The sequence below is a fragment of the Pseudomonas putida genome, from assembly GCF_001941965.1.
In the GTDB taxonomy this organism is placed as follows: Bacteria; Pseudomonadota; Gammaproteobacteria; order Pseudomonadales; family Pseudomonadaceae; genus Aquipseudomonas; species Aquipseudomonas putida_L.
Window position 1 is genome coordinate 12375 of sequence record NZ_MKZO01000002.1, and the last position, 14354, is coordinate 26728.

At 62.3% G+C, this 14354-nt stretch carries 17 protein-coding genes; 11 read left to right on the plus strand and 6 right to left on the minus strand.

All coding sequences use genetic code 11. The features are described 5' to 3' along the window. Positions 1 to 34: 34 nt before the first annotated feature. From PSEMO_RS00915 to PSEMO_RS00940, 6 genes are all read left to right on the plus strand, one after another. Positions 35 to 706, plus strand: coding sequence for an Rnf-Nqr domain containing protein (locus PSEMO_RS00915; RefSeq protein WP_075801306.1), 672 nt, complete (start codon positions 35 to 37; stop codon positions 704 to 706). Beyond that, complete coding sequence (locus tag PSEMO_RS00920) at positions 703 to 1674, plus strand: RnfABCDGE type electron transport complex subunit D (protein WP_075801307.1); 972 nt, start codon at positions 703 to 705, stop codon at positions 1672 to 1674. Before PSEMO_RS00915 ends, PSEMO_RS00920 begins: the two co-directional genes overlap by 4 nt. Continuing rightward, positions 1671 to 2282 (plus strand): RnfABCDGE type electron transport complex subunit G, encoded by a 612-nt coding sequence (locus PSEMO_RS00925; RefSeq protein ID WP_075801308.1) that lies wholly within the window; start codon positions 1671 to 1673, stop codon positions 2280 to 2282. The genes PSEMO_RS00920 and PSEMO_RS00925 overlap by 4 nt, the downstream gene beginning before the upstream one ends. Continuing rightward, a complete protein-coding gene (locus PSEMO_RS00930) occupies positions 2275 to 2802 on the plus strand; it encodes an Rnf-Nqr domain containing protein (protein WP_075801309.1) in 528 nt (175 codons plus the stop codon). The genes PSEMO_RS00925 and PSEMO_RS00930 overlap by 8 nt, the downstream gene beginning before the upstream one ends. Beyond that, on the plus strand, positions 2799 to 3437 hold the full coding sequence (gene nth / locus PSEMO_RS00935) for an endonuclease III (protein ID WP_075801310.1): 639 nt from the start codon (positions 2799 to 2801) through the stop codon (positions 3435 to 3437). The genes PSEMO_RS00930 and nth overlap by 4 nt, the downstream gene beginning before the upstream one ends. Positions 3438 to 3541: 104 nt before the next feature. Further along, entirely contained in the window at positions 3542 to 3721 is a 180-nt protein-coding gene (locus PSEMO_RS00940; protein WP_075801311.1) for a PA3496 family putative envelope integrity protein, read from the plus strand. Positions 3722 to 3787: 66 nt separating this feature from the next. Here PSEMO_RS00940 and PSEMO_RS00945 read toward each other — a convergent pair whose 3' ends face one another. Further along, entirely contained in the window at positions 3788 to 4414 is a 627-nt protein-coding gene (locus PSEMO_RS00945) for a response regulator transcription factor (protein WP_075801312.1), read from the minus strand. A 465-nt stretch (positions 4415 to 4879) separates the two neighbouring features. On the opposite strand from PSEMO_RS00945, the gene PSEMO_RS33700 reads away from it, so the two are divergent. Further along, the gene (locus PSEMO_RS33700) at positions 4880 to 5398 is read left to right on the plus strand and encodes a hypothetical protein (RefSeq protein WP_075801313.1); all 519 of its coding nucleotides are present in this window, start codon (positions 4880 to 4882) and stop codon (positions 5396 to 5398) included. A 30-nt stretch (positions 5399 to 5428) separates the two neighbouring features. Here PSEMO_RS33700 and PSEMO_RS00955 read toward each other — a convergent pair whose 3' ends face one another. After that, positions 5429 to 6646 carry an argininosuccinate synthase gene (locus PSEMO_RS00955; protein ID WP_075801314.1) on the minus strand — a complete coding sequence of 406 codons (1218 nt, stop codon included), beginning with the start codon at positions 6644 to 6646 and terminating at the stop codon, positions 5429 to 5431. 128 nt (positions 6647 to 6774) lie between these two features. Next, positions 6775 to 7770 carry a flagellar protein MotY gene (locus tag PSEMO_RS00960; RefSeq protein WP_075801441.1) on the minus strand — a complete coding sequence of 332 codons (996 nt, stop codon included), beginning with the start codon at positions 7768 to 7770 and terminating at the stop codon, positions 6775 to 6777. 131 nt (positions 7771 to 7901) lie between these two features. On the opposite strand from PSEMO_RS00960, the gene pyrC reads away from it, so the two are divergent. Continuing rightward, positions 7902 to 8948 carry a dihydroorotase gene (gene pyrC, locus PSEMO_RS00965; protein WP_075801315.1) on the plus strand — a complete coding sequence of 349 codons (1047 nt, stop codon included), beginning with the start codon at positions 7902 to 7904 and terminating at the stop codon, positions 8946 to 8948. After that, complete coding sequence (gene rnt, locus PSEMO_RS00970; RefSeq protein ID WP_075801316.1) at positions 8945 to 9622, plus strand: ribonuclease T; 678 nt, start codon at positions 8945 to 8947, stop codon at positions 9620 to 9622. Before pyrC ends, rnt begins: the two co-directional genes overlap by 4 nt. 136 nt (positions 9623 to 9758) lie before the next feature. Here the strand turns inward: rnt and PSEMO_RS00975 are convergent, their stop codons facing one another. Continuing rightward, complete coding sequence (locus PSEMO_RS00975) at positions 9759 to 10361, minus strand: peroxiredoxin (RefSeq protein WP_009399747.1); 603 nt, start codon at positions 10359 to 10361, stop codon at positions 9759 to 9761. Positions 10362 to 10592: 231 nt separating this feature from the next. Here PSEMO_RS00975 and PSEMO_RS00980 point away from each other — a divergent pair, with 231 nt between their 5' ends. Continuing rightward, positions 10593 to 10814: a bacterioferritin-associated ferredoxin gene (locus tag PSEMO_RS00980; RefSeq protein ID WP_042122752.1), complete on the plus strand. Its 222-nt coding sequence runs from the start codon at positions 10593 to 10595 to the stop codon at positions 10812 to 10814. 208 nt (positions 10815 to 11022) lie between these two features. Further along, complete coding sequence (gene bfr / locus PSEMO_RS00985; protein WP_075801317.1) at positions 11023 to 11493, plus strand: bacterioferritin; 471 nt, start codon at positions 11023 to 11025, stop codon at positions 11491 to 11493. A 239-nt stretch (positions 11494 to 11732) separates the two neighbouring features. Here bfr and grxD read toward each other — a convergent pair whose 3' ends face one another. Continuing rightward, positions 11733 to 12068, minus strand: coding sequence for a Grx4 family monothiol glutaredoxin (grxD, locus tag PSEMO_RS00990; RefSeq protein ID WP_075801318.1), 336 nt, complete (start codon positions 12066 to 12068; stop codon positions 11733 to 11735). Positions 12069 to 12159: 91 nt separating this feature from the next. After that, positions 12160 to 14268 carry a molybdopterin oxidoreductase family protein gene (locus PSEMO_RS00995; RefSeq protein ID WP_075801319.1) on the minus strand — a complete coding sequence of 703 codons (2109 nt, stop codon included), beginning with the start codon at positions 14266 to 14268 and terminating at the stop codon, positions 12160 to 12162. Positions 14269 to 14354 lie beyond the last annotated feature (86 nt).

Sequence of the window (14354 nt, forward strand, 5' to 3'; positions counted from 1 at the left end):
GGGCGTTTTCATTGCATGGTCGGTGCCGGATGCCATGACCGAACTGATCCTCGCCCTGATCGGCGCCGCGCTGGTCAATAACATTGCTTTGCAGCACCTGCTGGCGATCGATCCCCTGCTGCGCCGCGGACCCTGTGGGAGCTGGCTTGCCAGCGATGACGATGGTGGGCTCACCATCGCAATCGCTGCGGTTCGGCGGTCCGACAAGCCAGCTCCCACAGGGTTCGCGTCGCGTCTGAGAGTGCATGCATTGGGGCTGGCGACGCTGGTGGCGATGCTGCTGGTCAGCGTGCTTGGCCAGTTGCTTTATCGCTACGCCCTGCAACCTCTGCAACTCGACTACCTGCGTCTGTTCGTTTTCCTTCCGCTGTGCATGCTGAGTCCCGCCCCCATTCTCGCTGGCCTGCAACGCTGGCTGAAAGACTGGCCATTCAGCAACCTTCAGCCCCTTTTGACCGGCAACGCCGCCCTGCTTGGCCTGTGCCTGCAACTGAGCGACGAGCATCAAGGCGTGCTGCACGCCGCCATGGTCGGCCTCGGCAGCGGCCTGGGTTTCTGGCTGGTACTCGCGCTGTTCGACGATCTGCGCCAGCGCAGCCAGCATGAAGATGTTCCCCAGGCCTTTCGCGGTCTCCCCATCGAACTGATGGGCGCCGGGATCATGGCCATGGCGTTTCTTGGCTGGAACGGATTGTTCGCCTCATGAACACCGACCCGCGCCTGCGTAATGCCATGCAACAGGTGCTGCTGGCCTGCCTGCCCGGGGTGCTGGTGCTGTTCTGGGTGTATGGCTGGGGCGTGCTGTTCACTCTTCTGCTCAGCGCAACCGCCGCCTTGCTGACCGAAGCGGCATTGCTGCGCCTGCGCGGGCTTCCTGTGCTGCCTGCATTGAACGATGGCAGCGCGCTGGTCAGCGCCTCCCTGCTGGCGATCGCCCTGCCCGCCTATGCGCCCTGGTGGATACCGGTGATCGCGGCGAGCAGCGCCATCGCCCTGGGCAAGCAGCTGTATGGCGGGGTCGGGCGCAACCCGTTCAATCCGGCGATGCTCGGCTATGCCGTGGTCCTGCTGTCATTCCCGCTGCACATGACCCATTGGCCGGCGCCCCAGGCGCTGGACCTGGGCCATGCTCTCGACGCCGTGTTCGGCCTGGGCGAACAACCGGATGCCTGGGTCCAGGCCACGGTGCTGGACGGCCTGCGGCAGAATCGCAGCCTGACCATCGACGAGCTGTTCGCCAGCCATCCCGGCTTCGGCCAACTGGCCGGACGCGGCAGCGAATGGGCCAGCCTGGCCTTTCTGGCGGGCGGGCTGTTTCTCCTGCAACGCAAGGTGATCAGTTGGCAGGCTCCGGTGGCCATGCTCGGCAGCCTGTTCCTGATCAGCCTGCTGTGCTGGAACGGTTCGGGCTCGGACTCCAACGGCTCGCCACTCCTGCACCTGCTGGCCGGCTCGACCTTGCTGAGCGCCTTCTTCATCGTCACCGAGCCGGTCAGCGGGCCGAAAACCCCGTGGGGCCGGCTGGTGTTCGGCGCAATGGTGGGTGTGCTGATCTACCTGATCCGCACCTGGGGCAACTACCCCGACGGCGCGGCCTTTGCGGTGCTGCTGATGAACCTCTGCGTGCCAGCGCTGGATCGCTGGGCACAACGTCGGCGTCCGGAGGCGGCATGAACGCACGCGGACTGCTTGTCGTGGGCCTGCTGGCGGTGATCGGCAGCGGCGCCAGCATCGCCTGGCAGCACTACTGCGCGCCGCGGATCGCCGCTGCCGAACAGGATCAAAAGGCCCGGGCCTGGCTCGCGGTGTTGCCTGAAGCGAGCTATGACAACCAGCCACTGCAACGACCGGTCGCCCTGCCGGATCCTGACCTGCCCCATAGCCGCATCCAGGCCGGCTACCTTGCTACCTTGCATGGCCAGCCCAGCGCTGTGCTGCTGCTGAGCCGTTTCCCGGGCTACGCCGGGCCGGTCGACCTGCTGATCGCCATCGACCGCGACGGCCGGGTGATCGCCAGTCGCGTGCTGCAACAGCAGGAAACCCCCGGTCTGGGCGCACGCATCGCGGAGCCGGGCAATACCTGGCTGCAAGGCTTCAACGGCCACGGCCAGGGCAACACTGCGCAAAGCGCCTGGGCGCTGAAGCGCGATAATGGCCAGTTCGACCAGTTGGCCGGCGCGAGCATCACCTCCCGCGCCGTGATCCACGCGATCCAGGACGCCTTGCGCTACTTCGACCAGCATGCGCCGCAATGGCTGCAGGAGGCCCCGGCCCATGAATAGATCCTCGCTGGCCGCCCTCAGCCTGGCGCCACTGCTGGGCGCCAGCCAGACGCTATTGCAAGCCACGACCATGGCAGCGCTGAGCATCATGGCAATCGTCGTGCACCGGGCCCTGATGCTGCCGCTGCGCCGGCAACTGGATGCCACCTGCACGGTGATCGCCAGCGTACTGCTCGCCGCCACGGTGGTGACCTGCCAGACCCTGGCCCTGCACGCCTGGGCGCTGGAGCTGCGCCAGGCCCTGGGCATCTATCCGGAATTGATCGCCGTGTCCTGCCTGCTGGTCGAGCAACGTCTCGGCGCGCCCACCCAGTGGCGTCGCCTGGGGCTGCTCCTCGCCGGCTACGGCGCCCTGTTTCTGCTGCTCGGTGCCTGCCGCGAATTGCTCGCCAACGGCTCCCTGCGCCTCGCCAGCCTGGCACCGGGAGCACTGATGCTGCTCGGTGTGCTGCTGGCCCTGATCAAACGAGCCTGTCCGAAACAGGCCGCTCCGACCGTGAAGGAAACCGCTGAAAGATGAATGCCACCAAACGCCTGGAGATTTTTCGCCGGCTGCATGAAGACAATCCCGAACCCAAGACCGAACTGGCCTACGACTCGCCCTTCGAACTGTTGATCGCCGTGATTCTGTCGGCCCAGGCCACTGACGTCGGGGTCAACAAGGCCACGGCGAAACTCTTCCCGGTGGCCAACACCCCGGCGACCATTCATGCCCTGGGTGTGGAAGGGTTATCGGAATACATCAAGACCATCGGCCTGTACAACAGCAAGGCGAAGAACGTTATCGAGACCTGCCGCATCCTCGTCGAACAGCATGGCGGCGAGGTGCCGGAAACCCGCGAAGCGCTGGAAGCCCTGCCTGGAGTCGGACGCAAGACCGCCAACGTGGTGCTCAACACCGCCTTCCGCCAATTGACCATGGCGGTGGACACCCATATTTTCCGCGTCAGCAACCGCACCGGCATCGCCCCCGGGAAGAATGTGCTGGACGTGGAAAAGGCCCTGCTCAAGTTCGTGCCCAAGGCCTATCTGCTGGATGCCCATCATTGGCTGATCCTGCACGGGCGCTATGTTTGCCAGGCGCGCAAACCCCGTTGTGGAAGTTGCCGGATCGAGGATTTGTGCGAGTACAAGCACAAGACCTCCGACGATTGAAGAAATAGGGAAATCCAGCCGCTCCGATTGAAAAAATCTTTTTTACCAGTCTCTGGAATATCGATATAAGGGGCGCCAATGGCCCTCTTGGAACGGAGTGACACATGAGCACTGATAAAGAAGACCTGGATATCGACGATGACTCCCCCGCGGCCGAAGAGTTTGTCAGCGACAACACGGCGCAGGCCGCGAAAACCAACCTGATCAAGCGCCGCACCATCGATAACCTGCTGGAAGAACGCCGTCTGCAAAGGCAATTGGCGGACTACGATTTCGATCTTTGAAGCCTGCCGGACTGAAAAAACAAAAGCCTCCTTTTTATCGGAGGCTTTTTGCGTTATGCAGCAGGATCAGACCAGGCCGTTGCGCTGCGCCAGTTCGATCAGGTCGACGAGAGAGCGGGCATTGAGCTTGAGCAACAGGCGGGTCTTGTAGGTACTGACCGTCTTGTTGCTGAGAAACATGCTGTCGGCGATTTCCTTGTTGGACTTGCCTTTGGCCAGTTGTTGCAGAACCATCATTTCCCGCCCCGACAGACGCCCGACCATATCCGCCTCGCTGGAGCCCCCGAGGTTGGTGCGCACCGAGTGCAGGGCCTGGTTGGGGAAGTAGCTGTAGCCGGACAATACCGCCTTGATGGCGCTGAGCAGCTCGGTGAGGTCCTGTTGCTTGCTGACATAACCGGCGGCCCCCGCCTGCATGCAGCGCATGGAAAAATGCCCGGGCGCCTGGGACGTCAGGACCAGCACCTTGATCACGATGCCGTTGGCCGTCAGCCGCCCGATGACCTCCAGGCCATCGAGCTTGGGAATCCCGATATCGAGGATGACGATGTCCGGCAAATGCTCCCGGGCCAGCTGCAACGCATCCACGCCGTTGTCCGTTTCCCCAATCACTTCATAACCATGCCGGTCCATCAGCATGCGCACGGCCAAGCGAATGACAGGATGGTCATCGACGATCAGCACTTTATTCATGGGCAAGATCCATTCTTAAACTATTCGACTTATTAGAAGCCCGCACAATAGCCCAGTCGGTAGAAGCAATGCATGATCATAACCACACGCATATGCACGCTAGGAAAGGGACTACCCGAATAAAGGAAAGCTCCTACGGATATTTCCTACAGGCCGTTTGTTTGAGAACAACTTCGCGCCTTGTTTGCATTAAAAAAGGCATCTCCGGATGCTAGCCGGAGGCATCGAAAATATCGCTACGAATATCGGCTAATCATTTGCAGGAAATATCCGTAATACCCCCGAAATAAGTCTGAATGCGCCTGCCGCATTCATCGGCAGCGGTTTCCTGCCCCTGGAAATGCTGCTCCAAGCAGAGCCATCGCCCCCTGATAAACCCGTCCACGACGCTGCACACTGCCGGCACCCTTCTTATTTTCCGCCGCCCAGGCACCGCCGCAAGACCGCGAAACAGAGAGCAGGCCCATGAGCAGCCCAGAACCGAAGAGCCCCCTGACCATCATCGCCATCTTCGCCGGGATCATCGAAGCATCGGCGCTGGCCTCGCTGCCGTTTCTCGATGAAAGCAGCCAGGGTATCTACACTTGGTTCCTCGTCGGTTTTCCGCCGTTTCTGACATTGCTGTTCTTCCTCACCCTGAACTTCAACAGCAAGAGTCTCTACGTTCCCGAAGAGTCGAGCAGCGAAAACCATTTCCCGGACAACGAAACGCTGCCACCCGATATGTCGGAGAAAACGTCCCGCCCTCAAACTTCTCCGACACTTGCATTTGCCTTTTCACACCGCCAGGAACATTCCAGCGTGGTGATTTCCGGGCCCCGCGCCCAGGCATTGCTGGAAGTTGTCGCGCGCCATGCCCTGCGCAAATCCATCCCCGGAGGCGTGACCCTGCATAACCTGGACCGGGGCACCCGGGTCAGCATCGTTACCGAGGCTCCACCCGATGATTGCGTGGCCGCTGGCCAAAAAAAAACCCGGCAATGAATGCCGGGTTTTTGCTGTCGAGGCGCCGAATCAGAGCGGCGAACGACCCTTGCCCGCGGCGATGCGCATGCGCAAGGCGTTGAGCTTGATGAAGCCGGCGGCGTCAGCCTGGTTGTACGCACCGCCGTCTTCTTCGAAGGTCGCGATGTTGGCGTCGAACAGCGAATCGTCGGACTTGCGGCCAGTGACGATGACGTTGCCCTTGTACAGCTTCAGGCGCACCACGCCGTTCACGTTGACCTGCGAAGCGTCGATCATCTGTTGCAGCATCAGGCGCTCCGGGCTCCACCAGTAGCCGGTGTAGATCAGGCTGGCGTACTTCGGCATCAGCTCATCCTTCAGGTGAGCGACTTCGCGGTCCAGGGTGATCGACTCGATGGCACGGTGAGCCTTGAGCATGATGGTGCCGCCAGGGGTCTCGTAGCAGCCACGGGACTTCATGCCGACGTAACGGTTCTCGACGATGTCCAGACGGCCGATGCCGTTGGCGCCGCCGATGCGGTTCAGTTCGGCGAGGACGGTGGCCGGGCTCATCTCGACGCCGTCGATGGCGACGATGTCACCATTGCGGTAGGTCAGCTCGAGGTAGGTTGCCTGGTCCGGAGCGTTCTCCGGGGCAACGCTCCAGCGCCACATGTCTTCCTCGTGCTCGGTCCAGGTATCTTCCAGGACACCGCCTTCGTAGGAGATGTGCAACAGGTTGGCGTCCATCGAGTACGGCGACTTCTTCTTGCCGTGGCGCTCGATCGGGATGCCGTGCTTCTCGGCGTAGTCCATCAGCTTCTCGCGGGACAGCAGGTCCCACTCGCGCCATGGGGCAATGACCTTGACGCCCGGCTTCAGCGCGTAGGCGCCCAGCTCGAAGCGCACCTGGTCGTTGCCCTTGCCGGTAGCACCGTGGGAAATGGCGTCGGCGCCGGTTTCGTTGGCGATTTCGATCAGGCGCTTGGCGATCAGCGGACGGGCGATGGAAGTACCCAGCAGGTACTCGCCTTCGTAGACGGTGTTGGCGCGGAACATCGGGAACACGAAGTCTCGGACGAACTCTTCGCGCAGGTCATCGATGTAGATCTCTTTCACGCCCATGGCCTGTGCCTTGGCGCGGGCCGGCTCGACCTCTTCGCCCTGACCCAGGTCGGCGGTGAACGTCACCACTTCACAGTTGTAGGTATCCTGCAGCCACTTGAGAATCACCGAAGTATCAAGGCCGCCGGAATACGCCAGTACGACCTTTTTTACGTCCGCCATGCCATCACTCCACGGGGTTGTACGGAAAACCCCGGATTCTACCGCTCTCGCGCTTGAATTTACAGTGGGGCGACAGCTTGTGACGACAAAGCGACAGGAACTGTCGTGAGCGCGACGGGTGGTCGCACTCAGGACTTCGGTACGGGCTTGGCGGGCTGGGCCTGGGCGGCCGGGGTCACTGGCGCAGCAGGTGCAGCCGGGTTCGCCGATGGCGCCGGAGCAGCCGGAATCACTGGATCAGCCGGTTTTTCCGCCGCTGGCTTCTCGACTGGCGTGACCCGGTCGAGCTGGATGTTCACCCGGCGGTTGCGCGCCCGGTTGCCCGCGGAGTTGTTGGCCGCCAGCGGATAACGCTCGCCATGGAAGCGCACGACAATGTTCTCTTCCGGTACACCGTGGGCCTTGAGGTAGTCCTGCACGGCCAGGGCGCGACGGCGCGACAGGTCGCGGTTGGTCAGGCGGTTGCCGCTGTTGTCGGAGTGGCCGTCCAGTTCGATATGGTTGACCGTCGGGTCGGCCTTGAGGAAATCGAGGATCACGTCGAGACGCGCGCGGGCGTCGGCGTCCAGGTCGATGCCGTTGCCCGGGAAGCCAATGCGGGCCTGGCGGATCTGGTCGAAGTTCATCGGCAGCAGTTTGGCCGCGCACGCCTGGTAATCGGCGTAGGCCTTGTTGAAGCGCACCGGCAGCAGGTGCACTTCCATGGTCTGCCCGCCTTCGCCGGCGTAGTTGCGCACCACCGTGCTGCGTCCGTCCATCAGGCCATTGATCAGGCGGCTGGCCTGGCCCTGGGAGCTGTTGAACAGCACGCCGCTGCGGGCCATGCGGATCGAACCGAGGTTGATATCGCCACGCCCCGGCTGCCACGGCGCGGCGGCCGCCAGCAAGGTTGCCGAGCCGCTGCCGAGCATGTTGTTGCTCGAACGCAGGCGGAACGTCGCCTGCTCGCCCGCACGGCGCACGAACTCGCCCGTGCCGAAATCGGCAATGGGCTGGATCAGGCGGCACTCGAACTGATCGCCTTCGACCTTCCATTCGATATTTTCCACCCGCGTCTGGAACACGAGGGCGCTGGCCGGAAGGCTGGCAAACAGACTGAGCAGGGCTAGATAACGCTGGCGCACGGGCGGCTCCACTTAAATTCCATCACTTACCAGCAGGCTATCGGACGCCTTCGGCAAAACTTGATAGCGAGTGCTCGGGGAAGGCTTTTCCGGTAGCATTCGCCCAGAGTTCGAACCGCCTGGAAACCCCAATGTCCGATCGCCTGACCCTCCTGCGTCCCGACGACTGGCACATCCATCTTCGTGATGGAGCCGTGCTGCCTCATACCGTCCGGGACGTGGCGCGCACCTTCGCCCGCGCCATCATCATGCCCAACCTGGTCCCGCCGGTGCGCAACGCCGCCGAAGCCGAGGGTTATCGCCAGCGCATCCTCGATGCCCGCCCGACGGGTAGCCCGTTCGAGCCGCTGATGGTCCTGTACCTCACCGACCGCACCCAGCCGGAAGACATCCGCGCAGCCAAGGCCAGCGGTTTCGTCTACGCGGCCAAGCTGTACCCGGCCGGCGCGACCACCAACTCGGATTCCGGCGTCACCAGCATCGACAAGATCTTCCCGGCCCTGGAAGCCATGGCCGAAGTCGGCATGCTCCTGCTGGTCCACGGTGAAGTGACCCGCGGCGAGATCGACGTGTTCGACCGCGAGAAGCTGTTCATCGACGAGCATCTGCGTCGTCTGGTGGAACGCCTGCCGACCCTGAAGATCGTCTTCGAGCACATCACCACCGCCGAGGCCGCGCAGTTCGTCAAGGAAGCCCCGGCCAACGTCGGCGCGACCATCACCGCCCAGCACCTGCTGTACAACCGCAACCATATGCTGGTCGGCGGCATTCGCCCGCACTTCTATTGCCTGCCGATCCTCAAGCGCAATACCCACCAGGTCGCGCTGCTGGATGCGGCCACCAGCGGCAACCCGAAGTTCTTCCTCGGCACCGACTCGGCGCCCCACGCCCGTCACGCCAAGGAAGCCGCCTGCGGCTGCGCCGGTTGCTACACCGCTTATGCGGCCATCGAGCTGTACGCGGAAGCCTTCGAACAGCGCAATGCCCTGGACAAGCTGGAAGGTTTCGCCAGCCTGCACGGCCCGGCGTTCTACGGCCTGCCGGCGAACACCGACAGCATCACCCTGGTCCGCGAGGACTGGACCGCCCCGGACAGCCTGCCGTTCGGCGACAACACCGTGGTTCCGCTGCGCGCCGGTGAAACACTGCGCTGGCGCCTGCTGGAGGAAAGCAAGTGAGTGATGATCAGTTCGACGACGACCTGGAAGGTTCCGGCGGCGGCGGTGGCTCGCGCCACCCGATGGCTGAGCGCTTCCGCGGCTACCTGCCGGTCGTGGTGGATGTCGAGACCGGTGGCTTCAACAGCGCCACCGACGCACTGCTGGAAATCGCCGCGGTCACCATCGGCATGGATGAAAAGGGCTTCCTGTTCCCGGAGCACACCTATTTCTTCCGTGTCGAACCGTTCGAAGGCGCCAACATCGAACAGGCGGCCCTGGAGTTCACCGGGATCAAGCTCGACCACCCGCTGCGCATGGCGGTGAGTGAGGAAGCGGCGCTGACCGACATCTTCCGTGGCGTGCGCAAGGCGCTGAAGGCCAACGGCTGCAAGCGCGCGATCCTGGTCGGGCACAACAGCAGCTTCGACCTCGGCTTCCTGAATGCTGCCGTGGCGCGCACCGACCTCAAGCGCAACCCGTTCCACCCGTTCTCCAGCTTCGACACCGCCACCCTGGCCGGCCTCGCCTATGGCCAGACCGTGCTGGCGCGGGCCTGCCAGAGCGCCGACATCGACTTCGACGGCCGCGAGGCGCACTCCGCCCGCTACGACACGGAGAAGACGGCCGAGCTGTTCTGCGGCATCGTCAACCGCTGGAAGGAAATGGGCGGCTGGCACGATTTTCACGACTAAGCTGCAAGCTGCAAGCTGCAAGCGACAAGAAAAAGCAGATCGCACGCGGTCCCGCTTTTTCTTATAGCTTGAAGCTTAAAGCTTGAAGCAAAAAAAACCGGCCTCAATCAGGCCGGTTTTTTTGTGCTTGGCGAAATTACAGCTTGCCAGCGTTCTCGCTCAGGTAGGCAGCTACGCCTTCTGGCGAAGCGGTCATGCCCTTGTCGCCTTTTTTCCAGTTGGCAGGGCAGACTTCGCCGTGCTCTTCGTGGAATTGCAGGGCGTCGACCAGACGCAGCAGCTCGTCCATGTTACGGCCCAGCGGCAGGTCGTTGACGATCTGCGAACGCACGACACCGTTGGTGTCGATCAGGAACGCGCCACGGAAGGCGACGCCGCCTTCGGATTCAACGTCGTAGGCCTTGCAGATCTCGTGGGAGATGTCGGCCGCCAGGGTGTACTTGACCGGGCCGATACCGCCGTTGTTGACCGGGGTGTTGCGCCAGGCGTTGTGGGTGAAGTGCGAGTCGATCGAAACGCCGATGACTTCGACGTTGCGCGCCTGGAACTCAGGAATGCGGTGGTCCAGGGCGATCAGCTCGGACGGGCAGACGAAGGTGAAGTCCAGTGGGTAGAAGAACACCAGGCCGTATTTGCCCTTGATAGCGGAGGCCAGGTTGAAGCTGTCGACGATTTCGCCATTGCCCAGTACAGCGGCGACGGTGAAGTCCGGGGCTTTTTTGCCAACGAGTACGCTCATTCGATATCTCCTGATGGTGTTTGGAAACTGACTACGCAGAAGGCCGCAGCCTTCTGACACGGGTTGAGCATCATACACGGCCCCGGGCGGGACGCCGAGTCATGGCGATCCGACTCTTTTTCCTACCGGCGGTCGCTCTGTTTCGCATGTTCGAGAAAGAGCTTTGACAAGCATTCTCATTACCATTAGGCTTCACTGCATTCGAGCCTAACGCCCAAATGGTTTTCTTCTATGTATGTGTGTCTTTGTGTTGGTGTAACCGACGGACAGATCCGCGATGCGATCTATGAAGGATGCTGTAGCTACAAGGAAGTGCGCGCCGCCACCAATGTGGCAAGCCAGTGTGGCAAATGTGCGTGCGTCGCCAAGCAGGTGGTACGCGAGACCTTGGCCGAAATCCAGATCAGCCAGGCAGCCGCCCTGCCCTACCCGGTGGAATTCACCGCGGCCTGAAAAATAATTTTCCCCTCTTTATAAAGAACCGGACCCTGCGTCCGGTTTTTTTATGCCCGAAATTCAAGCAGTTAGCGTTAAAACGAGGAATAAAAACATTCTTATTCCTATTAAATTTCACTTATTATTCAATAACTTAGGTTTGACAGAGAAAGTTGCCAGGCTCAAACTCCCGCTTATTGGCACATAGACAGGGCGGGACCCCACCATGAAAGGCGACGTAAGCGTCATCCAGCATCTCAACAAGATCCTCGGAAACGAGCTGGTCGCGATCAACCAATACTTCCTGCATGCGCGCATGTACGAAGACTGGGGTCTGGAAAAGCTCGGCAAGCACGAATACAAAGAATCCATCGACGAGATGAAGCACGCTGACAAGCTGATCAAGCGGATTCTCTTCCTCGAAGGCATCCCCAACGTCCAGGACCTGGGCAAGCTGCTAATCGGCGAGCACACCCGCGAAATGCTGGAATGCGACCTGAAGATCGAGCAGAAAGGCCTGATCGACCTGAAAGCCGCGATCGCTCACTGCGAAACCGTCGGCGACTTCGGTAGCCGTGAGATGCTGGAAGACATTCTCGAGTCCGAGGAAGAGCATATCGACTGGCTGGAAACCCAGCTGGGGTTGATCGACAAGGTCGGGCTGGAGAACTATCTGCAATCGCAGATGGGTGAGTGAGCGGCTGCAAGCTTTAAGCGGCAAGCGGCAAGAAAGAGCAGTGGCGCATCGGCCGCTGCTTTTTTTTACCCAGGTTTTGTGTTGTTGCTACTGACCTCATCGCTGGCAAGCCAGCTCCCACAGGGTTCGGCAGCGACGCGGACACTGTGGGAGCTGGCTTGCCAGCGATGAGGCCCTGAAGAGCAACACAGATACGAAAAAGCCCCGCATTCGCGGGGCTTTTCGATGTTGCCAGGCAATCAGGCTTCGGAAGCCTTGGCCTTGGCGGCTGCGTCCTTGATCAGGGTCTGCAGCTCGCCGTTCTGGAACATCTCGATCATGATGTCGCTGCCGCCGACCAGCTCACCGGCGACCCACAGTTGCGGGAAGGTCGGCCAGTTGGCGTATTTCGGCAGGTTGGCGCGGATTTCCGGGTTCTGCAGGATGTCGACGTAAGCGAACTTCTCGCCGCAACCCATCACGGCCTGCGCCGCTTTTGCCGAGAAGCCGCACTGCGGGGCATTCGGCGAGCCTTTCATGTACAGCAGAACGGTGTTGTTGGCGATCTGCTCTTTGATTGTTTCGATGATATCCATGAAGCACCTCGGCTGAACTTTCCGACCTGGTTGTCGGCACGGTGGCGCATTGTATCGGAAAGCCGAGACGCACGCTCGGTCTTGCCGACAATCAAGCAGCAACCACTTCCACCGGCACGCCATTGAGCACCGCATTGCCCGACAACGCGTCGATCAGACGCTCGTCGGTCAGGTCATTGGCACTGGCCCCGCCCTGCACACTGGCGATATCCAGCAGCACGCCGGGACGGGCATGACCGAAGCCATGAGGCAGGCTGACCACCCCGGGCATCATGTCGGTACTGGCCAGCACTTCCACCTCGATGGTGCCGACCCGCGACGTCACCCGCACCCGCTGCCCGTCCTGCAACTGGCGCCCGGCCAGGTCCTGCGGGTGCATCAGCAACTGATGCCGCGGCTTGCCTTTGACCAGGCGATGAAAGTTGTGCATCCAGGAATTGTTGCTGCGCACATGGCGCCGGCCGATCAGCAGCAATTGCGCGGCGCTTGGTGGCTGCTGCGCGGCAAACCGCTGGAGGTCGGCGAGAAGCGCTGCGGGTGCCGCTTCGATGGCCTTGCTCTCGGTCTTCAGGCGTGATGCCAGGTTCGGCTGCAACGGCCCGAGATCGACGCCGTGAGGGTGCTGATCGAGAGTCTTCAAGGACAGGTCGAACGCCGAGCCTTCGCCATAGCGCCCGCCACGCAGCCCCAGATCGATCATCTTCGCCGGCGGGATCGTGGGCTTCAGCGGCTTGTCGGCGACCCGCGCAAAGGCCTCGGCCAGGCCGACGAAAATCTCCCAATCATGCAGCGCTCCCTGCGGCTTGGGCAGGATGGCGCGGTTGAAGCGGGTGACATTGCGCACCGCGAAGAGGTTGAAGGTGGTGTCGTAGTGATCGTTCTCCAGCGCCGAGGTGGACGGCAGGATCAGGTCGGCATAGCGGGTGGTCTCGTTGATGTAGAGATCGATGCTGAGCATGAACTCCAGCCCGTCCAGCGCCTGCTCCAGTTGCCGGCCATTGGGCGTCGACAGCACCGGGTTGCCGGCCACGGTGACCAGGGCCCGCACCTGGCCCTCGCCTTCGGTGAGCATTTCCTCGGCCAGGGCCGAGACCGGCAGCTCGCCGCCATACTCCGGCAACCCGGAAACCCGGCTCTGCCAGACATTGAAATGCCCGCCGCTGGTGGTCGCCACCAGGTCCACCGCAGGCTCGGTGCACAGTGCACCGCCAACCCGGTCGAGGTTGCCGCTGACCAGGTTGATCAGTTGCACCAGCCAGTGACAAAGCGTGCCGAACGCCTGGATCGACACGCCCATGCGCCCATAGCAGACCGCCTTGTCGGCAGCGGCGAAGTCCCGGGCCAGTTGGCGGATCAGACCGGCGTCGATCCCGCACAGTAGGCTCATGACCTCCGGGGTGAACGGTTGCAGCGCCGCACGCACCTCATCCAGGCCGCTGACCGGCAGCGGGCTGGCCCGGGTCAGGCCTTCCTCGAACAGGGTATTGAGCAGACCACAGAGCAGCGCCGCATCGCCGCCCGGACGGACGAACAGATGCTGGTCGGCCATGGCCGCCGTCTCGCTGCGCCGCGGATCGACGACTACCAGCTTGCCGCCTCGGGCCTGCAAGGCTTTCAGACGTTTCTCCACATCCGGCACGGTCATGATGCTGCCGTTGGAGGCCAGCGGGTTGCCGCCGAGGATCAGCATGAAGTCGGTGTGGTCGATGTCCGGGATCGGCAGCAGCAGGCCGTGACCGTACATCAGGTAGCTGGTCAGATGATGGGGCAACTGGTCGACCGAGGTGGCGGAAAAACGGTTGCGGGTTTTCAGCAGGCCGAGGAAGTAGTTGCTGTGGGTCATCAGCCCGTAGTTGTGCACGCTGGGATTGCCCTGGTACACCGCCACCGCGTTCTGCCCGTGGCGCTGCTGGATCTCGTGGAGCTTGCGCGCCGCCAGTTCGAAGGCCTCGCCCCAGGCGATCGGCAGCCATTGTTCGCCCACCCGTACGACCGGGCCGCGCAGGCGGTTGGGATCGTTCTGGATATCCTGCAGGGCCACCGCCTTGGGGCAGATGTGCCCGCGGCTGAAGCTGTCCTGGGGGTCGCCCTTGATCGAGGCGATGCGCGGCGCGCCGCTGTCGTCGGTGTCGAGCTCGAAAGTCAGGCCGCAGATGGCCTCGCACAGGTGACAGGCTCGGTGGTGCACGGTCTTGGTCATGGCCGCCTCTTGTTCTGGATCGGGGGGAGTGCCGTCCCCGACTATGGCCCCGGCTCCGAAGGGCCGCCAGCGATGTTCGCCCGCTG